Origin of the sequence: Paenibacillus hodogayensis (assembly GCF_039536325.1) — a bacterium.
GTDB classification, from domain to species: domain Bacteria; phylum Bacillota; class Bacilli; order Paenibacillales; family NBRC-103111; genus Paenibacillus_AB; species Paenibacillus_AB hodogayensis.
This window is the reverse complement of the sequence record NZ_BAAAYO010000005.1, coordinates 35,885-60,084: the sequence shown is the minus strand read 5'-3', so window position 1 is coordinate 60,084 and position 24,200 is coordinate 35,885. Positions and strand designations below refer to the sequence as shown.

The window sequence follows — 24,200 nt, the reverse complement described above, 5'->3', positions numbered from 1 at the left end:
GAATCCCTCCCCCATTATAGGCTGTACTCTCGTTTATTTATTCTTGAACTCGGCGATTGCTTTGACCGCTTCTTCCTCGGCGGCGCGCAGCGCGCTGTTCAGATCGGTTTGTCCGAGGAAGGTCGCTATGAAATGCTTCTGGTAAATCGCATTAAGCTGCGAGTAGTAAACCGGTCTGAGGGCAAGCGGAGCGAACTTGTATTGGACGAGCGCATTCCAGTTGCGGTCCTTGTATACGGAGTTTTTGCCCAGCTCCTTTTTGACCGCATCGGACGTGACGATCGGCGCGATGCCTTTGCGTGCCAGCTCCTTCTGGTGTTCGTCGGACAGCAAATACTGGATGGCAATCATCGCTGCATCCTTATCCTTGGCCATGGACGTAATCCCGAACAGCTTCGGTGTCGCCATACTGCCGACTCCCGGCTGTCCGGGCAATGGCGGAAGCGCGACTATATCCCAATTCAACGCTTTCAACTGCTCCTCCCAAACGTTGATCAGCCCGGATTGGTAGGCGAACATCGCTACGGTCTGGTCTTTGACGAACATATCGAGGGTAGGGAAGCCTTTGGTCGCCTGAATCGCATCCTGATAGCCCGGTATTTTGTTCGGCTGCTCGTAGAAATAGTCGTAGAAGCGTTTCCACCGTTCATCCTTGTTGATCGTCGGCGTATCCGTCTTCGGATCGGCGAGCGGAATGGAAAGCGGGTTCATGCCTTGAATCGTACTGGTGTTGGTACCGAAGCCGAAATATTGCACCCCGCCCTCCTTGCGCGTCAGCTGCTTCGCCTTGTCCCACATCTGCTCCCACGTCATCCCGTCGGAAGGGTAGGGGATGCCGAATTTGTCAAACAACGACTTGTTGTAATAAAGCACCATGCCTTCCAACTGGATGGGCAAAAAATAAGCTTTGCCATCCGAGCTTTGCTTGACGTACTCGACGGACGCTTGGTCCAGCCTGTTCAAATCGAGCTGATGCGTCTTGATCAGAGCCGACATGTCGTACTGGATGCTGGCGGGATAGGCTTGCGATTCGAAGAATCCCGGACCTTGCATGAAGACGTCGAACCGGGTTTTGGAAGCGAGCAGCGTGTCCAACGACTGGCCCTTGGCGCCGCTCAAAATGTATTTGATCGTGTATTGCGGAAACTTCTTGCGCAGCGCGTCGCCGTACAATCGGTTGAAGTTTTCTTCGGAGTCCCCGTTGGACGTGTAAAAGACGATTTCTGCGGGACCTTCCGCCGCTTTTTTTACCGCTTCCCGCGCGGCGTCATCGGTTCCGGCGCTTTGTTGTGGCGAAGCTTCGCGGCCGCAGGCGGCCGTTACCGCGGCGAGCGCAAGGGTTAAAGCAATTCCGGTCATTTTTTGGGCAAGCATCGTGATTTCCCCCTTGATTGATAGGATCCTTATGTCCGCCATCCGCGCCAATCAGGCAAATCGCAATGCCGCAGCATGCCGGGCAATACATATTCGCCGATGCCGGTGTTGTCGTAATACTCCGAACGCACACATGTCGTCCGGAATATACAGGTGCGCGGTCACATACATGCCAGGCATGGATTGAAAAATGACTTTCTTGATGCGATACCCGTCTCGCTTTTCAATTCCGTTCGTGACCGGGCGAAGCGGCGTGTGCCGGGGCGGCAGGGCGCCGATTTCGGAAAGCAGCAGGCTCTCGCATATGCAGGCGATAGGCTTCCAACTGCTCCGTGTTCGCCACCGCATCACGAGCTTGATCTAGGCTTTGAAATCCGCTGATTTATTGCCGTCTCATAACCATTCCGAGTCCCGGCAAACCGGCGTTACAGCACGTACCATTCATTCCGATGAGTTTATGCCACAGCATCGCCCCCCCTTCATCGATTAACAAACGTTATTCTTAAAAACAAGCGATTTTCCTCTATTTATAACACAAACGTTTGTTTTTTTCGCAAAAAAAATTTCTCTCCCGTTTGCTGCGTCCTCTGCCAAGATAACAAGCGCCCGTTACGGAGGTGAGGGCGCCTGGGTCGACTGACGGACTGTCAGTACGCTTTCCACGATCTGTTCGAATCGGTCGCTTTCCCGACCATCCTGCTCTGTAATCGTATCCATCAGGCGGCGTGCAAGCGCGTCCACATTCGGCCCGACCGTCGTAATCGGCACAGGCAGCATGCTGTGAAGCTCGGGCACGTCATCGTAGCAGACCAAAGACAATTGATCCGGAATACGCACGTTCGCCGCATTGGCCATTTTAGCGAATTCGAACATGAGGCCTTGGGAATCGACAATGAGGGCCGTCGCTCTGTCTGGGTGCGTTTTGTCCAAAAACGCTGCTATTTTGTGCTCCATCCGCGGATCGGAAGGTTTGGTAATCACAATATCGTCGGGGCTGTACTCCAGATCAAAGTCGACGAGTCCTTGCGTATAGCCGACCAATTTGTCGGTTCTCGCCCCCAAAAAAGCGATCCGTCGGTGTCCCAATTCGGCCAAATGCCGCACAGCTTTGCAAACTGCGCCTTTCCGGTCGATTTCCAAACAAAACGTATGCCCGTTGGGCCGGTACCCAACCTCCAAAATGGTTCCGTGAAACGATTGCTTTGCCGCCGCAAACGATGCAGTCTCCTCCGCATACACCCAATGGATCACTTTGTCGATAAAATGTTCCTGAAAAGAGGCTAGGGCGTCCTCCGGCTCAGCCACCGAAAGCATAATTCTGTATCCGCGTCCGGACGCCTCCTGTTGAATCCGTTCGCTTAGGCGGTAAAAAAACAAGCCTTCGAATTTCGGCCAAATGATGCCGATGCAATTCGCAGAACGATCCACCATCCGCTTTGCCGCCAAATTCGGCACATAATTCATCTGTTCGGCGATCGCGCGTATTTTGGCCCTTGTTTTCTCGCTGACCCCCGGTTCGTCATTTAACGCCCTGGAGACGGTCCCGTATGTAACGCCGGCCTGCTTGGCGATATCCTTGATCGTGATCATCCTTCAGCCCTCAACCCTCAATTTCTTCTTAATAGCTTTACATTACACAAACGTTTGCTTTTCTGTCAATCTATTTTTGCCGACATAAAAAAACGATCCCTCTCCAAACGGAAGAGAGCGGGATCGTTTGAACATATTTGCCTGAAGCTGTTTTATTCCAAAAACGTTCCAAACACGTCGTTGCCGAACAACAAGCCCTGTTCCGACAGCCGGTAGCCGACATCGTCGGCGATCAGCATGTTCAGCCCCAGCAGCCGATCCAGCTTGTCTCCGAACGGCTCCTCGATGGAGACGCCGAACTGGTTGCGGAACGCTTCCTTGCGTACGCCGGACAACAGGCGCAGCCCGACCATCATGAAATCCTCCATTGCCTCCCGGCGGCTGACCCGGTGCGTCTCCTTGACCGGCAGACCGTTTCGGCAGGCGTCGATATAGGCTTGAACGCCCTTGATATTGAAATGACGTTCCCCGTTCGCGTAGCCGTGAGCTCCGGCGCCAAGGCCGTAATAGGCCAGATTGCGCCAGTACGCCTTGTTGTGCCGGCTTTCCTTGCCCGGCTTGGCGAAATTGCTGATCTCGTACTGGATGTAGCCAGCCTCCTTCATGCGGCGCATGACGGTCAGATACATCTCCAGCTCGTCGTCCTCGTCGGGCAGCGGCAGCTTGTTCTTATGATAAAGCGTATGGAACAGCGTGTTCTCCTCGATCTTCAAGCTGTAGGCGGACATATGCTCCAGTCCGAGCCCGAGCGCCGCATCGAGCGTGGCGTTCATCGCCTCGACCGTCTGATTCGGAAGCCCGAGCATCAGATCGATGGACAAATTGCCGAAACCGGCGCGGCGGGCGTTCTCGATGCTTCGGTAGACGTCGTCCGTGCTGTGGATGCGGCCGATGCCGGCCAGCAGCTTGTCGTCGAACGACTGCACGCCGAAGCTGATCCGGTTGATGCCGCCCTCGCGCATCGCCGCCAGCTTATCCGGATCGGTCGTCCCCGGATTCGCTTCCATCGTAATCTCGCAATCCGCCAGGCGATCGGCGAAATACGTCTGCACCGTGCCGAGAAAATAGCGCATCTGCTCCGGAGTCAATACGGTCGGCGTTCCTCCGCCGATAAAAATCGACTCGATCCGTTCCGCAGGCATCCGTTCGACCGTCAGCTCCATCTCCCGCTCCAGCGCGCGCAAGTAGTCCATGACCGGCTGTCCCTGCACGACGTACGAGTTGAAGTCGCAATAATGGCACTTGTTCGTGCAGAACGGAATGTGAATATAGACGGCTTTCGGCGGGGCCTGTTTGTAGTCGGGCCGCCCGCCGGCGCCTGTTTGCTCGCTTGCCTCGTTGTGCGTCATGGGCGCTCAGTCCTTTCCGTCGTCTTCGCCGCCTGCGGCTTTATTCGTCGATTTTCAGCACGGCCATGAACGCTTCCTGAGGCACCTCGACGTTGCCGACCTGCTTCATCCGCTTCTTGCCTTCCTTCTGCTTCTCCAGCAGCTTCCGTTTCCGCGAAATGTCGCCGCCGTAGCATTTGGCCAAGACGTTTTTGCGCATCGCCTTGATCGTTTCCCGGGCGACCACCTTCTGGCCGACCGCAGCCTGAATCGGCACCTCAAACATTTGCCGGGGAATGATATCCTTCAGCTTCTCGCAAATGATGCGTCCACGGTTGTAAGCCCGGTCGCGGTGCACGATGAACGAAAGCGCATCGACCTGCTCCCCGTTCAGCAAAATATCCATCTTGACCAGACTGGACTGGCGGTAGCCGGACACCTCGTAGTCGAACGAAGCGTAGCCCTTCGTGCTCGATTTGAGCTGGTCGAAGAAGTCGTATACGATTTCCGACAAAGGCACGTCATAGATGAGCGTCACCCGCGTCGCATCGAGATATTCCATATTGATGAATTCGCCGCGCTTGCCTTGGCACAGCTCCATGATCGCGCCGACATAGTCTTTGGGCACGATAATCGACGCTTTGACGTAAGGCTCCTCGACGAAATCGATCCGCCCGGTTTCCGGGTAGTTGGACGGATTGTCGATAAGCAGCGTTTCGCCGCTTGTCAGCGTGACCCGGAAAATAACGCTCGGCGCCGTCGTAATAAGCGGTATGTTGAACTCGCGCTCGATCCGCTCCTGGATGATCTCCATGTGCAGCAAGCCGAGAAAGCCGCAGCGGAAGCCGAAGCCGAGCGCCGTGGACGTCTCCGGCTCGTAGCGCAAGGAAGCGTCGTTCAGCTCCAGCTTCTCCAGCGCCTCGCGCAGATCGTTGTAGTCCGCCGTATCGATCGGGTACAGCCCGCAGTAGACCATCGGGTTGATTCTCCGGTAGCCTGGCAGCGGCTCCAGTGCCGGATTGCGGGAGTCGGTAATCGTATCGCCGACGCGCGTGTCCTTCACGTTCTTGATGCCCGCGACGACGAAACCTACATCGCCTACGGTCAGCTCGTCCACGACCGTCATGCGCGGCTTGAACGCTCCGACTTCGATAACCTCGAACTCCGCGCCGGTCGCCATGAAGCGGATCGGCGTTCCTTTGCGCATCGTGCCGTCGATTACGCGCACGTAGACGATTACGCCTTTGTACGCATCGTAGTGGGAGTCGAAAATAAGCGCCTTGAGCGGCTTGTCGCGATCCCCTCCCGGAGGAGGCACCTTCTTCACGACCTGCTCGAGAATGTCCTTGATGCCGATTCCGGCTTTAGCCGAAGCGAGCACCGCTTCGCTGGCATCGAGACCGATGACGTCTTCGATCTCCTGCTTCACCCGCTCCGGCTCCGCGCTGGGCAGATCGATTTTATTGATGACCGGCAAAATCTCCAGGTTGTTGTCGAGCGCCAAATACACGTTGGCCAGCGTCTGGGCTTCGATCCCTTGGGCAGCATCCACGACGAGCAGCGCTCCTTCGCAGGCTGCGAGACTGCGGGACACTTCATAAGTGAAGTCGACGTGTCCCGGCGTGTCGATCAGGTTCAATATATATTCGTTGCCGTCGTCAGCCCGATAAGCGAGCCGTACCGCCTGCAGCTTGATCGTGATGCCCCGCTCGCGTTCCAGGTCCATCTGGTCGAGCACCTGCTCCTGCATCTCCCGCGAGGACAGCGCTCCGGTAAATTCCAATATACGGTCGGCAAGTGTCGATTTGCCGTGATCGATATGGGCGATGATGCTGAAATTGCGTATCATGCTTTGTTTGTCCGTGCTTTGCGGCATGTTGACCCTCCCGATTTTCGCGCATTACACTCCATTATATCAAATATAGGGCACGCGCTTCAATGGAGGCTGCCGAAAGATGGATCAGGTCCCGGACGATGTGCAAAAACGCCCCCGTCACCGCTATTGAAGCGGCAAGGGAAGCGTTTTGCCTGCGAATGCCCGTCGACGGGCCTCCATCCAACATGAACTTCGGAATCGCCTTGACGTTCCGATCGGCCAAATAACTTAGCTACGCGTCATCCGCCATTACTCCGCTCCGGATAACACCCTCGCCCGCCGATTCCAGCTCGCGGTACGTCTTGTACCAGTCCGGCAGCATCCGCTCGGGAATCAGAATGTGACGCAATACCCCGAAGCCGTATACCCGGCGCCATAGCCTTTCCGTTAAGCGCAGCCGTTCCTTCATCGCCGCAACCGCCGATTCGCCGGGTTCCTCTCCGATAATTTCGTCCAGTCGCATCAGCTCGGCTTTCAGGTACAAATGGCCGAACGCCCATTCCTGCCATTCGTGCGTGCGCACTTCCGGCTCGACGGCACGCAAGGCTGCCGTCCATTCGTCGGCCCGCGATCCATCGAGCATCTCCATCTCCAGCAGCACGTCGACAAGCTTTCGGAGAGCCGCGCCGCGGAGCCGGTACATCATTCTGCCATAAAACTCGGCAATTTCGCGCACATCCCGCTCCGTATTCCAGCCCAGCAAACCGGCGGCAAATGCATTGAAATGATCACCAAACGATTCGTTGTAGGTCATAAAGCCCCGGCAATCCGCAGCGGCGAAAGACCGCAACACCGACTGAATGCGCCGCGATGCGCTATGTATGCCCGTCTTCGTATAAACATCCCTCCGGTCATGCGAAAAGCCGATATGCAAGAAGCAGCCCAAAGCCATGCCGCCAACCTTGCTTCGAATATCGTCCGGTAAAGCGAATACCCCGTAGGAAGCACTGTACTGAAAAGCCCCGAACCAGTCCCGGGCCGCACCTTCCGTCAAATCCTGCAATTGACGGCTTTCTTCCTCTGACGTCCACCAACCGCATATATCTACCTTCAATTCGGGATACAACGGACTTACGGTTTCATACACATCGCGCACCAGCTGCAGAAAGACCGGATAATAGGGCTGGCATGCGGCACAGCCGCAGCCGCCGTCGTCATACGGCGCGCAGACGATTTTGGCGATTTGAATGCCGGAACGGCGCAAATCCTCGAACAACCGCTGCTGATTGCCCAGGATGACTTCACGGGCGGCCCGGTTGGACGGACATAGCACCTGACCCTGCACGCGCAGCTTGTGATCGCGGACGCCGACCCATTCCGGCCGCATCTGGTCGGTGTACCCGATATTCGGGGTAACGACCAGCACGTTATCCAAACCGAGCTGCTGACTGTAAGCGAGCCATTCTTTTTTGCGGCGCCACAAGAACATCGACGTGCTATGGTAAACGTGCGGATTGTAAGGGTCCGGCATATCGTTGGGGTCGAACCAATCCCCATAGCCGCTCGCTCCTGCCAAAGCGAGATCTTCCAAGTATCGCCGCATCTCTCCGCTCCAGCATACTTCGAACGAGTTGCCGAAGTGGCCCGGCATGTAATGAACGCGGTCCCGGATTTGCGGAACCTCTTCCCATAATCCGGCTGCCAAGCCGGGCGTGACGCGGACGGAGCCTTCCTCCCCGCAATCCGCCGCAGCGAGCAAGCGGTTGAGCAGTTCCCCCAGCCCGGCTATGAAGTTTCTGCTCCGCTTGGCGCCGATCGTGGCTTCCAGCGGAGCCGTCACGTCCAGCACGTATCCTTCCGTGTCGCGTTCGGCGAACGTCAAGCGAAAAGGCATAGCTTCTCCGGCCGTCTCAAGTTCGCCGAACCGCTCGGCGGCGATTCGCGCCGCCTCTGCCGCCTCCGGACAGACGCAGCGGCACTCCAACAACAACCATGCATTCACGTTATCGCCCCCTTCTAGGTACGCTTCTAAAGCATCGCTTTTGCTTCGGCGATCTTCTTGTTCATATCTACCGGTGAAATCGCAAAAATGACCGAAGTAGAATCTTGCAAAATGCGTAATAACGCTTTCATTTGTTTAAGAATAAATGAGGGATGAGTTATTGTCAACAATATTATAGTAGACAACATAAATGGATTTACCCGCGCCAAAAAGGGAGCCATTGCGCTTGGCTCCCTCATGTCCCGTTTCATTTCTATACCGTTTAAGATTTCAACGCCCCGGTCACCCGGTTAACAATAGCCAGCACATCGGCTCTTTTCAGCTTGCTTCCCGCTGCCACCGCTTTCAGCGAACCGCGGGCGAGCGCGAGAGGAATGCTGCAAAACCGATAAATCGGCCCGGGCGGAATTTCCGCCAAGTAAGCGTCGGCCTGCTCCATATTTTTGCGGATATACGCCCCCATCTCCTCCATGCCCCAGCCGTCGGGAAAAAAGGTGACGCCTCTCGCCTGATCTTCTTTGCGGTTGAGAACAATATTCACGGCTTGAAGCGTGCGGCCGAAAGCGACGGCTTTCTCGCGATCCGTCTCCGTCCCGTCATACCACTTCCACAAATCCGTCAGCAGCTCGCCGACGGCTCCGGCCACGCAATACGTATAATAGTCCAAATCTTCTTCGGTTTCGATCTTCCAATTTCTTCCTACCCATTCCGCCATCTGCTCCGCCATCTGCGCCGTGCCTTGCAGAACGCGGTCGACAGTCGTATTCGGGCACAGATCGATCCAGTCGCTCAAGCGCAAAGTAACCTCATGCAGCGTTTCTTTGTACGGCTCGAATAAAGACTGTAGCGCATCTCTTCTCGACGGTTGCTCCACGGTCCCGCTAATGCCGGTTAACAGCTCCATCTTAACGTCCCGCGGCAAATTCGGGTGATCCTCCACCTCGTCAATCGCGCGCATGCAAAGATAAGCCGAAGCAACGGCCTCCTTCAAGCCCGCAACGAGCCCGCTGATCGGAATTAAAAACGTTCTGCTCGTGGAGGCCAGCATATTCATCGCATCTTTTGTCAGCTCATTCATCATTTTCACTAGTTGCCCGCTCCAAATGTATTCATTTATGATACAGTCGTTCCGACTATCTTTGCTCCATCAGAAGGCGGACAACCGCAACATTCTTTACTTTCCGCTCCCGAAACGAACTGCCTTATTCAAAAAGTATCACAATCCTTCTACTACTTTCAATGTTTTTACCCCATTTGGCGGCGAATATGTCACCGTTACATGAACATTTGATGAATATTCCGTGAATCCCATTATTCCGCAACGCCAATTACGCCTTCGAACCGCTGCTTGACGGTTGAAGGCGTCTTGGGCTTTTCCGGAATCTCAGATCGACTTCCAGTCTTCTTCCGTCAATTGCTCATCCAGCGCAAATTCGAAATCCTCGACGTCGTATGTTTGAACGGGTACTTCCCCGTCGATCACCTTGTCAAGAAACTCCAGCTGGTCCGTGACGATCGGCGCCTTCTCATGCAGCGCGGTCAAGATCAGCTCCGTCTCCACGGGATCGAACGTTTCTCCGTAGTGGGCGTTGTCGATTGAGTACACGACCGTGAACGTCACCTCGTCGTTGACAAGCAGCGGCGGGCTTTTCTTCCACGGCATTTGCAGGGCGCGCTCGATCTTTTTGCGGTTGAACGATTCCTCGAAAAACGCAATCAGCTCGTTAATTTTTTGTTTCACATGGGCATCGTCGTCCTGCTCGGGCATGACGGGTTCGTCGCTGTCTCTCATTTCGTACAGCTCCTGAATGGTGGAATACGGGACCAAATACTCCACGGGACGGCCCGGCACCAGCAGTTGACCGTATACGGCAACCAGGACGGCTTCGATGACAAAGCGCCGGCTCATCTTGATTCCTCCTTCGGGCTTTGCGAAGCAAAGCTTTCTTCAATAAGCACCACTCGGGCTTTGCTTGGCAAAGCTTCCTTCGTAAGCGTTCACTCATTCCACCCTATCATACCATTTGCGCACCGGACAAACCAGCGGGTGTTTGACCAATCCGGCGCCGGCGGCTTCCACCGCTCTGTCTGGCAGTCCTTCGACGCGCCTTACCGGGTAAAAATTGCCGTTCCCCCGCTTTCGGGCCGGACGGTTATCGGGTATAATGTTGAAGATGATAATCGTTCTCGAACGGAATCGCTTGCAACATTTCGCATAAGGAGGAAGGCCGCATGCAGCCAACGTTGGACATTTCTTTGGCCGACAAATTTTTTCACATTACCCCGCACGGGTCCGAGCACCCGGTTCTCTCCATGCCCGCCGTTTCACTGCTGGAACCGGAAACGATGCGCAGCCTGCTCGTCGCCGGACGCGACATGCTGAAAGGTCTCGGTCTGGACATCAGCTTGTCCTTCTTCGGGCTGGGCGTGTTCGGCCTCCCTGCCGTCGTCCATACTTATATGTGGCAGTACGACCAGGTGCTTGATTTATCGATCGAGAATATAACCGTGCAGGTGGAGACCCACAACGATCATGCCCATCTCGTGCTGTGCATCGACGAGGTCCGGTGGAAGCCGCTCCCTGCCGAAGGACGCCGGGAAGCGATAGCCGCCGAGCTGGAGCAGCTGTTTCGTCATACGGTCACCCCGCTGATCGAAGCGGCCGCGGCCTGCGCCGGCCTGAAGCCCGATCTGGTGTGGAACCAGTTCGGAGCCCGGATGATTTCCGTCAGCGACTATGTGCTCCAGCACGCGCCCAATGAAGCGTTGAAGGACAAATACCGCGCAGACCTCGAGCTGCTGAGAACCGGACTGCCGGCAGAAGTATTCCACCGCCGTAAAAACCCGTACGAGCATAAGCCCCGCTTCGTGGAAAGCCCGACCGATGCCGGGAAGCAGCTGCTGATCCGCTCGTCGTGCTGCATGTGGTACCGCCGGGAGCAGGGGGTCAAGTGCTACACATGCCCGATTCTAAACGACGCCCAGCGCGAGGAAATGAAATGCCAGATGCGCGAAAAGCAGGGCCATTCGGCTTGATTTTGCGATTAAAGCCGGTCTACCGCCCGGCTGCCAGGCGCCAATCGGATGCCGCTGCCGCCCCGTCACTCTTCAATTGACGATGCTGTCCAGCAGCGACACGATCGCGCGGATCGTCCCATGAGCGGCCGTCTGCAGCATATCGCCGATCTGGTTGCCGACGCGGTTCATGCCGGAATCGACCGCCAAAGGCTGCGGCTTGGGCGGCTGCGGCTGAGCAGCGACGGGCGCGTCCCCTTTGCCTGCCGAAGCCGTGCCCCCCATTCCCTTATCAGCACCCGCCTGGACGCCAGAGCGGTAAGGCTGACCGTTGGCGCCGCCCGTCCCCCCGGCCGCGCCCGGCTGCACACCGCCGGACGCCGGAGCAGACGGCTGGATCGCCCCCGTCCCGCCCTGCGCGGGATAACCGCCAACCGGACCCTGGATGCGTTCCATCCCGCGCGTAGCCAGCTCGATTCCAAAAAAAACTCCAAAGCACAGCATCAGCACTATAACAATGAACGTGACCGAGTGGCGGTTCATAGGCGAGCTCCCCTTTCGTTGGCCGGCTTCAGCGGCCTGCTTCACGGCTTTACGGCGAGCGCCGTCGACGCTCCCGCTGCGGTTTTGGCGACCGCGTTCACTTTCTCGGCGTCCCAGTACAGCCCTGCGATCGTCTTGGCCAGCACGTCAGCCGTCCGGTACGACTCTTCCAGCGTATTGTAAGGACCGCCGACCTCGATCAGAATACTGTTCGGCGAAAGCGACTGGTTGTATTCCGCATGTCCGCCGCTCCCTTTGTCCCAAATCCCCCGCGACAGCCCCGGATAATCGGCTTCCAGCTTCTCGTTAATCCGTTTGGCGAACGCCTCGTTTTGCTCCCAGCGCTCGTTCTTTTTCCCTACGATAAAATACACTTTGGCGTAATCCGTGCCGCCGATCTTCGCTGTCGTCACATCGCGTCCGGCCGAATCGCGGTGGATGTCGAAGAGAAACGCAATGTCTTTGTTTTGCGCGAACGCTTCCTTCACCGTCTGCAGCGAATATTTGTACGAATAGTTCCAGTTGTAGCCCTGCACCGCTGTCGGATAATCGGTATTGGACTGCTGGCTGCCGATGCCCAGCGCTTCCAGCTTGTCCACCAGACGCCGTCCGACGAGCGTAATGTTCGTCTTGGCGTTCTCCGCTTCCCCGGCGTTTTGAACGTTCAGCTCCGGCACCCACGATTCCCGCGGATGGGAATGGTAGACAAAGACGACTTTCCGCCCTTCGGTCGTCAAATGCGCCGGAGCGGATGCAGGCTCGCTTCCTTCCGCCACAGGCGCCGTCCCCGTCGGCTGCGGGACAATCGGCTCCTGCGTCGGCGGCGCGGCGGCGACGGCTCCGGTACCAGCACCGGTTCCCGCATCCGGCACAAGCGTTCCCGGATGGTCCTTGCCGGCTTCAACCGTCTGGCCTCCGTCTGTTCCGGCTAAGCCCGGAGGTTCCGGCGAACCGTTCGCCGTCTGTGCCGTACCCGACGCCATCAGGCGGCCGCGCATTCCCGGCATTTCGCTGGCCAGCAGCGACTTCGGCTCGACCGGATTGACATGCAGCAGCGACTCCGCCAAATAACCGCCGATCTTTTTGCCTGTAAAGGTCGTTTCCCCGGATCGCTTCAACGGAGCGGCCTCCAGCCCGAGCATATCGATGAAAAATTGCGGCGATACCGAAGCGGCCATCCTTTTCATCGCGTTTTTCGGCTTCACTGTCGCGTGCGCCTGCCATAGCGCCGTTGCCGCCGCCAGGGCCAGCAAGAGCAGCGCGACTCCGATATAGGCGGCAAACACGCGCCGCAGCACGCTGCCTTCCACTCTCCCGGGCCGTTCAGACTTCCAAACGCCTACCCACCTCGTCCACATGCTCATCCTCATGCCCCCTTTATCGCCCCTGTTCCGCTTGGCGTGGCCCCGTTGTCCCTTGGGCTCCCGCCTAACGCCCCGTGCTTGCGGCTCCGGCCGGCGCGTTGGCCTTGACCGCGTTGCGCTGAAGCTCGACGATAATGTCGGCCAGCAGATCGGCGGTGCGGTACATTTCCTGAAGCGTATTGTACGGGCCGCCGATTTCCATCAGAATGCTGTTGGGCGACAGTGACTGGTTGTATTCCCCGTTGCCGTTGGACGCCTTGCCGTACACCCCGCGCGAGATGCCAGGCATTTTTGTCTCCAGGGCGTTATGAATGCTGCTGGCGAATTCCGAATTGCGCTCCCACCCCGGATTTTTTTTACCGACCACAAAATACACCTGAGCGTAATCCTGATTCCCGATACGGACCGTCGTCTTGTCGCGGGCGAGCGAATCCCGGTGAATGTCGAAGATCATGCCGAGCTTGCTGTGCTGGGCCATCGCTTCCTTGACGGTTACCGCCGAATAGGCGTAAGACTTGGCGTAATTGAAATCTTTGACGCTCGTCGGGTAATCGGCGGTCGATTGCATCGCCGGAATGCCGAGCGCCTCCACTTTCTCTTTCAACCTTTTGCCGACCAGCGTGACGTTCACATCCTCGTCGTAGGCCAGGTCGGGCTTCGTGATTCCTTTCGCTTTCAGCTCAGGCAGGAACGATTCCCGGTTATGCGAGTGGTAAATGAAGATTTGCGGCTCCATGGCTGCGACGTCTCGTAGCGGCTGGGCGGGCGGCTGCGCCGTTCCGGCCTGGGGCTGGGCGGGGCTTTGCTCCGCCGGCGGGGCGACGGGGGCGTCGGCCAGCCCTTGTCCGGCGCGAAAGGCGTCGGGCGGCGGCGTAAAGTCGGCCGGCCCGTCGGTATCCTTCGTCGCCTGACCGGAATAGAGCAAGGCGCTCGCCTCGCCGCGCATCCCCGGCAGTTCGCTGGCCAGCAGGCTGGCCGGATCGGCCGGATGAATGCCGATCAAGTAGCGGACAAGGAAGGTCGCGGTGTTTTTGGGGGAGAAAGTGGCCGGCTTCATGTTTCCTTCGAGTTGGGGCATTTCCATAGCCAGCATATCCATAAAAAACGAGGCGGACAGCGAAGCGGCCGCCCCTTTCATTGTCGAGGACGACGTAACCGACCAATTGGCAAGGCCCATCAGGCCGGTAACGAACAAAAACAAAAGAACGGCTCCCGCAAGAGTCGCAAAGACGCGGCTCATGGAACGGACGGCGCGCAGCATGCGCGTCACGGTACTGACATTCATCGTGGCAACGACCCATTTCATGCAATTCCCTCCCGGTTGTCTAGCGATTCTATCTGTTATCAATCTATGAAACGCAAGACGTCGCTAGAACGGCCGGAAGCAAAAAAACCGCATCCGGCGGAGGCGGCATACCTATCAATCTGCCAATCTTTCACGGCTTTCGATGCGAAACGAAGCGGCCTGCGCTTTGCATTCGCGCAGGCCACCGTTCCAGTGCTTACATATCCATCCCCGAAATCGTCCAGGGGGAGGATACGGTATCGCGGGCAAACTTGACGCGGAACGTCTGTCGCTTCAGCCCGCCGCCGCGGCCGTCCAAGGTCGCTTTTACCGCCACCTCGGCCGAAAGTGATTCGGCAAAATCAACCGAGCCGTCAGCCGACTCGGCCCGCACGCCCTCGATGGTCTGCATCAGCTTCCCGAACGCCTCCAGCGTCGGGGCCGGCGCCCCGTGCAGGACGGCGCGAAGCAAAGCCCCGTCCTGCTGATGGAGCGCAACGAACAGCGCGTCCGCCAGCCGTGCGGGAGTCGCCGGCCGCAGCAGCTCTTGAAGTTTGCCGGCTGCCTTGTGCACCATCAGCTGGTGGGCCATATCTTCCTGGCCCGAGCGATGCGTGGAGCTGCCGAGAAAGTGGATGCAGAAATGGCCCGAGAAGTCGTTATCCGGTATACCGTCGCCGCCATGCGGCATGCCGTGCATGGAAGACGCGATCGGCGGCCGGCCTTCGGTGCGGACGAGAATCGCCCTTCTTTTCCAGCTCCAGGTCCCGCCGTATATCTGCTTCATCACCGCCGTATCGCTCTTCGTCAACGGCTGCACGTCGGCATGGCTGCTGCCGGCCCGCCTTTGCGCACGAAACGACAGCCCCGTCTCCAGATCGACGACGTCGACGTAGCTTTTGAGCGGAACCTGCGACTTCGCCTCGCTCCAAGGCACGGCTTCTCCGTAATGCCGCTTGCGCAGCTTCGCCGCCTGGCGGAGCCATTGACGGCGGATGCCGGCCGGCAGCTCCACGCTGCGGGCGGGGGCGGGTCCGAGTTCCAGCAGAACGCCGTCCTCGCGAAGGGCGTATTTCCGCACGGCGCCGGAATCTTCCACGTTCACGAAGCTGTCGGTATAAACGACCGTATCCGCCGTCTGCTCCTTCGCCTCCGCTCCTCGCCAAGCCCTTTCCCAGTCTTTGCGCAAAAACGTTTCGGCAGTAGCAAGCGAGGCTTCCTCACTGGCCTGTACGGCTATCGTAAACCGGATGGCCGGTTGTTGTTCCTTCTCTTCGGCGTATGCGCGGCCCGCAGAACCCGCTTCCGAACCGATAAGCGGTAGAAGAGTTAGAACAACAGCCAACCATGCCGGCAAGATGCTGCAAGATCTCATGACCGAACCTCCGGCTGTCAGGATGTATGTATTCATTGTTCGCCGAGACAGGCAAAATATGTGCGCAGGCGACGAAAAGCCAAAAAAGCCCTCCGCCCCTCCTAAGAAGGGCAGAAGACTTCAAGCATACAAAGCCCACAGATGGCTTTTAAACGGCGGCAGACGTTTCCGTCCGTTCTTCCGCCCGAGCGGTCTGCTTCGCCCGGGGGAGCAGCAGCGACGCCGCCGCGCCGAGCGCGGCAATGCCAAGCAGCAGCCAAAACAAATGATGCAGACCGAATACGAGCGCTTCTCTCAGCACACCCTGCACGTCGGCCGGAAGCTGTCCGGCCGCTTCGGGATTGATCAGCTCGTTCATCTGGCCGATTCCGGCCTGCCGTCCCCCGGAGGCCTCGGTTTCCGTCAGCCGCGCGCTCACCTTGGCGTTGAAGAAGGTGCCGAATACGGCCACGCCCACCGTTTGACCGAGCGTGCGAAAAAACATATTCGTGGCCGTCGCCGCACCCCGCAGCTCCCATCCGACCGCGGACTGCACCAACACCGTACACAGCGTAAAAACGGTACCGAAGCCGACGCCGATCACGGCGGTAATTGCATAAAAATGCAGCGTCGAAGACGACTGCCCTAGCGGCAGCAGCCATAAAGAGCTAACTGCCACCAGCGCCATACCGAGAAGCGCTATCGTTCGGGGGCTCCGCTTCAGCATCAGGCTGCCGCAAATAAACGAGCCGAACAGCCACGTAATCGACATCGGCGTCAATATAAAGCCGGCCACGGTGGCGCCGTAGCCGAGCACGCCTTGTACCCACATCGGAATGTATACCATAATGCCGATCAACAGGGCGTTGATTAGGAAGCTTACCGCATTGGAGGCAGTCATGCCCGAGATCGAGAACAGGTGGAGCGGAATAAGCGGCTCCTTGACCTTCGTCTCGATCCAGACGAACAAGCCTAGCAGGATAACCGATCCTAGCAGCAGCGCCAGCACCGTAGGAGAGGTCCAGCCTCCGGTTTCGCCGCCCCGCTGCATCGCGAACAGCAAGCCGAACATACCGATCGCGAACGTAGCCGTCCCCCAATAGTCGATGCTTTGCTTTTTCTTGTTCAGCTTCTCGTGCAGCGATACCGCGATCATCGCCATCGCGACGATTCCGAACGGAATGTTCATGAAGAAAATCCAATGCCAAGACATTTGATCCACAAAAAAACCGCCGACGAGCGGACCGGCGATTCCGGCGATGGCCCAGATCGTTCCGATGACCCCGATCATCTTGGCCCTTTTCTCGTAAGGATATATGTCGGCCATAATCGTCGACGTGACCGGCAGCACCGCGCCCGCGCCTATCCCTTGAATGGCCCGGAAGACGATAAGCTGCTCCATCGTGCCGGCGATCCCGCATAACGAGGAGCCGATCAGGAACACGAACGTTCCGGCCATGAACACTTTCTTGCGGCCGAACAAGTCGGACAGCTTGCCGAAAACGGGGACGGTTACGGCCGATAGCAGTAAATATACCGCGAAAACCCAGTTCATCAGCTCGATGCCGTGCAAGTCGCTGACGATTTTGGGCATGGCCGTACTGACGACCGTTCCCTCGATTGCCGTCAAAAACGTAGCGACGAGCAAAGCCGCGGTTACAATCCGCGTATTGGTTTGTTTGCCTTGCATGTGTTTCATCCTCTCTCTCTGTCTATCCAAAGGCGCGAGCTTAACAAACTTATTATATATTTTAGTATCATAATAGTCTACGACTATTTCTGCGGTACAATCAACGCAAAAAAGCCTCCGGGTCCGCTTGCGCAGAGTACCGGAGGCTTCCGCTTTGCTATATAGATTTAGAAACGGACCAGATCCCCGATCCGCACCGGCTGGCCGGTCTGCATCGACAAATTGCCGGCTACGCCGGTCAAAATCGAAACGGCCCCGTCGACGTGGGAAGCGGCACGCTCGAAGCGGTCCTCGACGCGCTCGCCGAACAGATCGTTCAACAGCAGCGGATCGCCGCCGCCGTGTCCGCCCGGACGCTCCTCGATCTCCACCTCGTAGGCACGCTCGAACATCGGCTGGACGGTAAGCACCTTGTACGACAGGGCGCCTTCGTCTTCCTTGCGGCCGCCGGAATTGACGTACGCCCGCTCGACCACTTTCATCTCTATCCGGCCTTTGCTTCCGTTGAATACGACATTGTAGCCTTCCCAAGGCAAGTAAGCGTTAAGCGAATACGTCATCACCGCTTTGTTCTGGTAACGGACCATAACGGCCAGCGTATCCTCGATGCTGATCCCGTCGCCGAAGACGCTTTGATCGCGCTGGTAGCCATCGTCCTTCTCCGCGTCGAGATAAAGCGCTTTGAGATGGGCGTTGTTCTCCAAGTGGATGGCAAACGGATCGTTCCGGGCAGCCTCGCTGCCGTGCGTGCGCTGGTAAAATTCCGTTACTCCGCGGCGCTCGGCATTTTCGCGGCCGTAGAACATCAGGCCGCCCATGGCGAACACCGTCTCCGGCTTCGTGCCGAGCCAGAAGTTGACGAGGTCGAAATGATGCGTCGATTTATGAACGAGCAGGCCGCCGCTGTTGCGCTTGTCGCGATGCCACCGGCGGAAGTAGTCCGCGCCGTGCATCGTGTTGAGCAGCCATTCGAAATGCACGGAGTGGACGTCGCCGATCGTTCCGTCCATAATCAGCTCGCGGATTTTCGTATTGTGCGGAGCGTACCGGTAATTGAACGCGACGCGCAGATCGCGGCCGGTTCTGTGAACCGCGTCGACGATCAGCTGGCATTTTTCCGCATCGATCGTCATCGGCTTCTCGGTCACCACGTCGCAGCCGAGCTCCATCGCGCGAATAATATACGTATGGTGCGTCCGGTCCACCGACGTGACGATAACCGTATCCGGCTGTTCCTGACGAATCATTTCGTCGAATTGCCCGCTTGCATACAGACGGACTTCCGGATGATCGTATTTTTCCTTCAACAAGCGGTTCGCATATTCCAGGCGAGTCCGGTTAATGTCGCAGAAGGCGACAAGCTCGCATTTTTCCCGAAAATCCCGGGCCAGCGCGCCGTAAAAAAACTCGGCCCGGCCTCCGGTACCGACCAGTACGTATTTTTTCTTTGCCATGAGAGAGCACTTCCTTATATGAAAAATAACTACGCTTTCATTCTATAGCAATATTTTAATGATTTCTTCCTAATTATTGCTCGATTCGACCGATTTTTGCACATATCTTGCTCATCTTTTCGTTACATTCCTGCCTTCGCTGTAGTACAATTCAGATGGGGGCGATGCGTGGTGAAGGAACCGTTTTATATTCATTTCAACCAAGTCAGCGGCTATCATTCGATGCCGTCCAATCATTTTCACGAGCCGTACGAAATTTATTATTTGCTGGCCGGGGAACGCAATTACTTCATTAAAGACCATACGTATAGGATCGGCAAAGGCGACCTCGTGTTTATCGCCAAAAACGAGCTGCACAAAACGAGCGATGCCGGGGTGCCGAATCACGAACGGATTTTGGTCAATTTCAACGACTACTTCGTTGAGCGGTTCGCCGAGCCGCTTCTATTCGAGCCGTTCCACGGCAAAATACGCCGGCTGCGGCTTAATTTGCCGGAGCGGGAATGGGTCGAGCGCGTGCTATTCGAGATGCTGCAGGAGGAGCAGGAGACGTTCGCGGGGAAGACGGCATCCCTGCAATCCCGTCTCGTCATGCTGCTCCTCTGGTGCGGACGCAAGCTGGAACGGCAGGCGGCGGAGCAGGACGTTTACGAGCACGAAAGCCCGGCGCACAAAAAAATTTCCGAGATCGTCGAGTTCATCAACGACTCCTACGAGATGCCGCTGTCTCTGGACATGGTGGCCAAATCTCATTATATAAGCGCTTTCCATCTCAGCCGGATGTTCAAGCGGGTAACCGGGTTTTCTTTCGTGGAATACGTCAATACCGTGCGGGTTCGCGAGGCTCAGCGGCTGCTCAAGGAGACGGACTGGAAGGTGACTCGGATCGCGGAGACGGTCGGATACGAGAATATCGGCCATTTTGGACGCGTTTTCAAACAAATGACCAAAACAAACCCGCTTGACTACCGCAAATCGGTCAAGCGGGCGGGGGACCGGTGAATCCGGCTCAATGCGTATAAGCGGCCACGTTGCTCTGGTCGATCGCATCATGCAGCGCCGCGTTGAGCCCGCTGGCGATAATGTTGGCCATGTCCTCGATGAACTGGTCGATATCTTTGGGCGTCACGAGCAGATTGTGGCCAACCGGGTCCAGCACTTCGCGGACGAGCTGCAGCCGCTCGTTTTCCTCCATGCTTTCGAGCATGCCGAAAATTTGGTTCGCATTGCTCGTCTGGTTTTTGAAATGGTTCAGCATCATATCCATCGTACTGTTGACGATGGTCGAGGCGTATACGACCGTAGGCACGCCGATGGCTATCACCGGCACGTTCAGGAAATCTTTCGTCAGCCCTTTGCGCTTGTTGCCTACGCCGGAGCCCGGATGGATGCCCGTGTCGGCGATCTGGATCGTCGTGTTCACCCGCTCCAAAGCTCTCGAAGCGAGCGCGTCTATGGCGATTACGAGGTCGGGACGCGATTTTTCCACGATGCCCTGCACGATCTCGCTCGTCTCGATGCCGGTCGTCCCAAGCACCCCTGGCGCGACTGCGCTCACCTGCCGGTAACCCGGACTTACCTGCTCCGGCATCAGCTCGAAATAATGCCGCGTGACCATGACATTGTCCACGACCAACGGGCCGAGCGCGTCCGGAGTAACGTTATTGTTGCCGAGTCCGATAATCAGAACCTTGGCTTCCTTGCCGATGCCGATCCGCAGCAGGAATGCCGCGAATTCCTGAGCGAACCGCGTCGCCACGCGATCCTGAAGGTCGGAATCTTTCTCCCGCAGCCGCGGCACCTCCAGCGTGACATAGTGGCCCGGCAGCTTGCCGACAGCCTGCGCCCCTTGTTCGTTATCGATATCCATAACGGTCACGATCATATCTCCGTCGTCGTCGGACACTTCCGTATGTACGCCCGGTATTGCGCCTCCCAGCTTGCCCGAAGCGATTTCGTTCGCTTCCAGCGCCAGGTCGGTGCGAACCGAATACAAGCTCAAATCCAGCTCCATCTGCACACTCTCCTTTCTCTTGCCGCTGGTCGTTAGTGTGTGAGAATGGAACGGCGATTATACAGGAATGCCGCGGGAATTGCGATTGCATTTTGGATTAGCCCATGGTAAAATGTATAAAGTTGTCGACATACCTGACATACTTTGATCGGATGTCCTGGACATAGTCGCAAGCACGTTTTTGTTTCGTAAGGAGGTGAACGATCGTGCCTAACATTAAATCCGCCATCAAGCGCGTAAAGACGAACGACAAGCGTCGCCTGCAGAACGCTTCGCAAAGATCGGCTCTGCGTACGGCAGTCAAAACGTTCGAAACCGCAGCTGCTTCCCAAAATGTTGAATCGGCCAAAGAAGCCCTGATTACAGCTTCCAAGAAGCTGGACAAAGCTGTCACCAAAGGCTTGATTCATAAAAATGCGGCAGCCCGCAAAAAATCCCGCTTGGCTAAACAGCTGAATGTGCTGTCCGCCAAAGGCTAAAACGAAAAAGTAATCCTTGCTCGTCTCGCGTAACGGGTCTCCCTTTCGAGGGAGTTATACCAGAAGTGGTTCAAAAAGCCAGCGGCTCTCCGCTGGCTTTTTGGTATATTGCTGCTTTTCTTCGAAAGAAAGCAGCCGCCCTCCTGTATTCTTCCAAGGAGAACGGCCGCCCTTCGCCATTAAGCTATTCAAGCCGCCAAACGCAGCAAAAACATTTCTAGCCCCAGCACCTTGTCCACCTTGCCACTCTTCATCTTGTAATCCAGATCGGCCAACTGCTGCACGATTTGCTCCAGCTGCTCTGGCGCAAACTTCTGTCCCTGCTCGGCCGCCACCTTGACCGCATACGGATGGAGCCCCAGTTGAGAGGCGATCTGCTGATGCGACAGCCCCAGCTTTGCCAGCTCCTTGACCTGCAGCACGATCCGGAACTGTCTGGCGATCAGCAGCACGAGCTTCACCGGCTCTTCCCGCTGCTTCAGCAGATCGTATAAAATTTGAAAGGCGCGGTTAAGCCTCAGCCTCACGATATCGTCGATCAGGATGAAGACGTTCTGCTCCGTGCTGCGCGTGACCAGCTTGTCCACGATGGTTCCGTCGGCGATCCCTTCCGGACCGACGTACAGCGACAGCTTCTCGATCTCCGCGGCAAGCGTCTGCAAGCCCGCCCCGGCGTATAAAATCAGCTGATCGGCCGCCCCGTCGGCGAACGAGAACGATTTGCGCTCCGCCTGCCGGATGACCCACTGCAGCAAGCTTTCGGCGTTCATCGGGACGAACGGAATTGCGACGTCTTTGAGCGCTTTGACGATTTTTTTGCGCTCATCGAGCTTCTCCGCCGCCACCGTGAGGACGAGAACGGCAAAATCGGACGGCTCTTTCATAAACTCAAGCAGCTTCTCCGGCTGGTGCTGCACCTTGCCGCTTTCCTTCGCGCCGGTAAAAAACACGGCGTTATCGGCGATAACGAGCTTTTTCTGCGCCATGAATGGGGGCGTCCGCGCGTCCTCCAGAACCGTTTCAAGGCTGGTTTCCGCCAAGTCGTATTTGCTGACGGCAAAATCCCGGTATTCCGGCTCGATGAGCTTATTCGTCAAAAAGCCGAGAAACTCGCGCAGCAAATACTGCTCGCTTCCGTAGCATAAGTACACGGGCGACAGGTTGCCCTTGCCGATCTCTCGCGCCGCGGCTTTGTAATCCAAGCTTGCTCCCTCCACATCCGTTGCCGTTATGGAAACAATCATAACAAAAAACGTTCGCCAGCGTCCACTTCGCCGGCCGCGCAAAAATAAAAGGATCACGCCAAAGCGACAACGCTTTGACATCATCCCTTTATCCCAGCGCATCTATATAAACATCCGGCCAAGGCTCCCAGGCGCCCGCCGCCGGACGGTCATACGTGCTTTCCTGCAACGAACTGTCTTGTTGCTATACTATATGATGCCGCGAGAAAAAGGTGCGGGCTCGCGGCCCGATCGACAAAGAAAAAGCCGAAAGCGTCAAGCTTTCGGCTCCTGCACCGACTCCTTATTGCGGGCAATGTCGATGACCATCGTTTTCGTCGTCTTGCCGTCGCCGGAGGCGATCGTATACGTCAGTTGGGCGCTTCCTTTCCACTGGACCAGCTTAGCCGTTTCGTTGGGACCCCAGGAAGCGGATATGAACATTTGCGTCCGCTTTTCGTCGGCGGTCGTCACCACAATCCAACGCTTCGAAGCATCGATCGAGGCTACCAGCACGCCGTCCTCGGATACAAGCTGCTCTCCGGCGATAGCCATCAGTCCGGCCATGCCCGGGGGCTGGGTTACTCCCTGGCTTTTGTCCGTCGGCCGGCGCTCCGGCGACGCTTTGTCCTCGCTCTTGTCCTTCGTATCCGCGGCCGCTCCTCCAGCAGCGGAGCCTCCGGTAGCGGAACCGCCATCTGCCGATTTCGTCTCCTGGGAAGACGCGAAGCCGAATCCGGTCTCGCCTCCCAACGGAGCTTTCGACTCCGATGCGGCAGGGGGCGGCGCCTCTTCCGGAACGGGCGTCTTCGGCGTCTCGCCTGCAGCCATGCCGGACGAAGGGGGAGTTGAACCGCTTGAACCGCTCCCGGTTGAAGCGTTTTGCCCGGCGTCCTTGGCGTTCGACATAAAGTCGTCCGTATTGGCCGCAGGCGCGCTCAAGCTTTTCCCCAGTTCTCCGCCGCCGCTGGCCGGCTCTTCCGAACGGGCAGGCTCCTTTTGGGCCGACGTCTGATCGGTCAGCTTGAGAGGAGGCGCTGCGGGAGCAAGCTCCGTACCGGACGCGACGGGAGTGCCGGAAGCAGGTCCTGCGTCCGCGCCTTCCGTTTCTTTCGGAGCATTCTGCGACGTCTGCATGTCCGTATCGGCCTTGTCCGGAGTCGCTTCCTGTGCGGATTTCTGCTCCTCCTTGGCATTGCTTTTGCTCATCACCCGGTCCTGTGCCGACGACGATGATTCGCTTCTGCCGGCCTGCGGGAGCAGCTGCGAATCTTCCGCGACCTTCGTTCCGTCCATATCGCTTATGAAAATAGCCAGCAGCAACCCGGCTGCGACGATACCCCCGGCGGCCGCCATGGACCAGGCCGCACGGAAGCGGCTCGGGCGCTCCGTCGTCATCGGAATTCCGACCGGCTCCGCGGCTCCTATGGCTGCGGCCGACACGGCCGGGCGGCCGGCATCGCGGTCTATCTCGGCAAGCTGCGGCAATATCGAATCGACCAAACTAAACGGGGGCGTCACTTTCGGCAGGCTGGCGAGTTCTTGGGACAATTGCTGCAATCTGGTGAACATTTCCTCGCAATCCGGACACTGCTGCATATGAGCTCGCATCGCCTTCTGCTCCTCGTCGTTCAAATCATGATCCAGATGTCGTTGCATCAGTTCCATC

Annotated in this window: 19 protein-coding genes; 3 read left to right on the top strand and 16 right to left on the bottom strand. The window is 57.3% G+C overall.

All coding sequences use genetic code 11. The features are described 5' to 3' along the window. Nucleotides 1-33: 33 nt before the first annotated feature. The 7 genes from ABD796_RS09735 to ABD796_RS09705 form a co-directional block, all read right to left on the bottom strand. Nucleotides 34-1,374, bottom strand: a complete 1,341-nt coding sequence (locus ABD796_RS09735) for an ABC transporter substrate-binding protein (protein WP_344906586.1) — start codon at nucleotides 1,372-1,374, stop codon at nucleotides 34-36. 609 nt (nucleotides 1,375-1,983) lie between these two features. Beyond that, entirely contained in the window at nucleotides 1,984-2,964 is a 981-nt protein-coding gene (locus ABD796_RS09730; RefSeq protein WP_344906583.1) for a LacI family DNA-binding transcriptional regulator, read from the bottom strand. 152 nt (nucleotides 2,965-3,116) lie between these two features. Further along, entirely contained in the window at nucleotides 3,117-4,313 is a 1,197-nt protein-coding gene (gene hemW / locus ABD796_RS09725; RefSeq protein ID WP_344906580.1) for a radical SAM family heme chaperone HemW, read from the bottom strand. A 40-nt stretch (nucleotides 4,314-4,353) separates the two neighbouring features. Next, nucleotides 4,354-6,168 carry a translation elongation factor 4 gene (gene lepA / locus ABD796_RS09720; protein WP_344906577.1) on the bottom strand — a complete coding sequence of 605 codons (1,815 nt, stop codon included), beginning with the start codon at nucleotides 6,166-6,168 and terminating at the stop codon, nucleotides 4,354-4,356. A gap of 232 nt (nucleotides 6,169-6,400) precedes the next feature. Beyond that, nucleotides 6,401-8,110 carry a hypothetical protein gene (locus tag ABD796_RS09715; protein ID WP_344906574.1) on the bottom strand — a complete coding sequence of 570 codons (1,710 nt, stop codon included), beginning with the start codon at nucleotides 8,108-8,110 and terminating at the stop codon, nucleotides 6,401-6,403. Nucleotides 8,111-8,372: 262 nt separating this feature from the next. Continuing rightward, nucleotides 8,373-9,191: a squalene/phytoene synthase family protein gene (locus ABD796_RS09710; RefSeq protein WP_344907418.1), complete on the bottom strand. Its 819-nt coding sequence runs from the start codon at nucleotides 9,189-9,191 to the stop codon at nucleotides 8,373-8,375. A gap of 303 nt (nucleotides 9,192-9,494) precedes the next feature. Then, nucleotides 9,495-10,019: an ADP-heptose synthase gene (locus tag ABD796_RS09705; RefSeq protein WP_344906571.1), complete on the bottom strand. Its 525-nt coding sequence runs from the start codon at nucleotides 10,017-10,019 to the stop codon at nucleotides 9,495-9,497. 323 nt (nucleotides 10,020-10,342) lie between these two features. Between ABD796_RS09705 and ABD796_RS09700 the strand changes: the two genes are divergently transcribed. Next, complete coding sequence (locus ABD796_RS09700; protein WP_344906568.1) at nucleotides 10,343-11,146, top strand: (2Fe-2S)-binding protein; 804 nt, start codon at nucleotides 10,343-10,345, stop codon at nucleotides 11,144-11,146. A 72-nt stretch (nucleotides 11,147-11,218) separates the two neighbouring features. Here ABD796_RS09700 and ABD796_RS09695 read toward each other — a convergent pair whose 3' ends face one another. The 6 genes from ABD796_RS09695 to ABD796_RS09670 all read right to left on the bottom strand — a co-directional run bounded on the left by ABD796_RS09695 (nucleotide 11,219) and on the right by ABD796_RS09670 (nucleotide 18,815). Then, complete coding sequence (locus tag ABD796_RS09695; protein WP_344906566.1) at nucleotides 11,219-11,668, bottom strand: DUF3679 domain-containing protein; 450 nt, start codon at nucleotides 11,666-11,668, stop codon at nucleotides 11,219-11,221. A gap of 41 nt (nucleotides 11,669-11,709) precedes the next feature. Further along, on the bottom strand, nucleotides 11,710-13,032 hold the full coding sequence (gene spoIIP / locus ABD796_RS09690) for a stage II sporulation protein P (RefSeq protein WP_344906563.1): 1,323 nt from the start codon (nucleotides 13,030-13,032) through the stop codon (nucleotides 11,710-11,712). A gap of 64 nt (nucleotides 13,033-13,096) precedes the next feature. Further along, on the bottom strand, nucleotides 13,097-14,338 hold the full coding sequence (gene spoIIP / locus ABD796_RS09685; RefSeq protein WP_344906560.1) for a stage II sporulation protein P: 1,242 nt from the start codon (nucleotides 14,336-14,338) through the stop codon (nucleotides 13,097-13,099). 196 nt (nucleotides 14,339-14,534) lie between these two features. Then, complete coding sequence (locus ABD796_RS09680) at nucleotides 14,535-15,692, bottom strand: hypothetical protein (protein WP_344906557.1); 1,158 nt, start codon at nucleotides 15,690-15,692, stop codon at nucleotides 14,535-14,537. A 148-nt stretch (nucleotides 15,693-15,840) separates the two neighbouring features. Further along, a complete protein-coding gene (locus tag ABD796_RS09675) occupies nucleotides 15,841-17,421 on the bottom strand; it encodes an MDR family MFS transporter (RefSeq protein ID WP_344907415.1) in 1,581 nt (526 codons plus the stop codon). A gap of 107 nt (nucleotides 17,422-17,528) precedes the next feature. After that, complete coding sequence (locus tag ABD796_RS09670) at nucleotides 17,529-18,815, bottom strand: Gfo/Idh/MocA family oxidoreductase (protein WP_344906554.1); 1,287 nt, start codon at nucleotides 18,813-18,815, stop codon at nucleotides 17,529-17,531. A gap of 171 nt (nucleotides 18,816-18,986) precedes the next feature. Here ABD796_RS09670 and ABD796_RS09665 point away from each other — a divergent pair, with 171 nt between their 5' ends. Further along, complete coding sequence (locus ABD796_RS09665; protein WP_344906551.1) at nucleotides 18,987-19,817, top strand: helix-turn-helix transcriptional regulator; 831 nt, start codon at nucleotides 18,987-18,989, stop codon at nucleotides 19,815-19,817. A gap of 7 nt (nucleotides 19,818-19,824) precedes the next feature. On the opposite strand, the gene gpr is transcribed toward ABD796_RS09665, so the two are convergent. Continuing rightward, nucleotides 19,825-20,829, bottom strand: a complete 1,005-nt coding sequence (gene gpr / locus ABD796_RS09660; protein WP_344906548.1) for a GPR endopeptidase — start codon at nucleotides 20,827-20,829, stop codon at nucleotides 19,825-19,827. 206 nt (nucleotides 20,830-21,035) lie between these two features. Between gpr and rpsT the strand changes: the two genes are divergently transcribed. Beyond that, a complete protein-coding gene (gene rpsT, locus ABD796_RS09655) occupies nucleotides 21,036-21,308 on the top strand; it encodes a 30S ribosomal protein S20 (RefSeq protein WP_344906546.1) in 273 nt (90 codons plus the stop codon). A 188-nt stretch (nucleotides 21,309-21,496) separates the two neighbouring features. Here the strand turns inward: rpsT and holA are convergent, their stop codons facing one another. Next, complete coding sequence (holA, locus tag ABD796_RS09650) at nucleotides 21,497-22,510, bottom strand: DNA polymerase III subunit delta (protein WP_344906543.1); 1,014 nt, start codon at nucleotides 22,508-22,510, stop codon at nucleotides 21,497-21,499. Between the two features lie 297 nt (nucleotides 22,511-22,807). Continuing rightward, on the bottom strand, nucleotides 22,808-24,199 hold the full coding sequence (locus ABD796_RS09645) for a zf-HC2 domain-containing protein (protein WP_344907410.1): 1,392 nt from the start codon (nucleotides 24,197-24,199) through the stop codon (nucleotides 22,808-22,810). Nucleotide 24,200 lies beyond the last annotated feature (1 nt).

Coding starts and splice junctions, on each gene's coding strand:
- ABD796_RS09730 (WP_344906583.1), bottom strand. CDS start 2,964: ATGATCACGATCAAGGATATCGCCAAGCAGGCCGGCGTTACATACGGG.
- ABD796_RS09735 (WP_344906586.1), bottom strand. CDS start 1,374: ATGCTTGCCCAAAAAATGACCGGAATTGCTTTAACCCTTGCGCTCGCC.
- spoIIP (WP_344906560.1), bottom strand. CDS start 14,338: ATGAAATGGGTCGTTGCCACGATGAATGTCAGTACCGTGACGCGCATG.
- hemW (WP_344906580.1), bottom strand. CDS start 4,313: ATGACGCACAACGAGGCAAGCGAGCAAACAGGCGCCGGCGGGCGGCCC.
- ABD796_RS09695 (WP_344906566.1), bottom strand. CDS start 11,668: ATGAACCGCCACTCGGTCACGTTCATTGTTATAGTGCTGATGCTGTGC.
- ABD796_RS09700 (WP_344906568.1), top strand. CDS start 10,343: ATGCAGCCAACGTTGGACATTTCTTTGGCCGACAAATTTTTTCACATT.
- spoIIP (WP_344906563.1), bottom strand. CDS start 13,032: ATGAGCATGTGGACGAGGTGGGTAGGCGTTTGGAAGTCTGAACGGCCC.
- ABD796_RS09710 (WP_344907418.1), bottom strand. CDS start 9,191: ATGATGAATGAGCTGACAAAAGATGCGATGAATATGCTGGCCTCCACG.
- ABD796_RS09645 (WP_344907410.1), bottom strand. CDS start 24,199: ATGGAACTGATGCAACGACATCTGGATCATGATTTGAACGACGAGGAG.
- ABD796_RS09705 (WP_344906571.1), bottom strand. CDS start 10,019: ATGAGCCGGCGCTTTGTCATCGAAGCCGTCCTGGTTGCCGTATACGGT.
- ABD796_RS09680 (WP_344906557.1), bottom strand. CDS start 15,692: ATGAGATCTTGCAGCATCTTGCCGGCATGGTTGGCTGTTGTTCTAACT.
- ABD796_RS09670 (WP_344906554.1), bottom strand. CDS start 18,815: ATGGCAAAGAAAAAATACGTACTGGTCGGTACCGGAGGCCGGGCCGAG.
- lepA (WP_344906577.1), bottom strand. CDS start 6,168: ATGCCGCAAAGCACGGACAAACAAAGCATGATACGCAATTTCAGCATC.
- gpr (WP_344906548.1), bottom strand. CDS start 20,829: ATGGAGCTGGATTTGAGCTTGTATTCGGTTCGCACCGACCTGGCGCTG.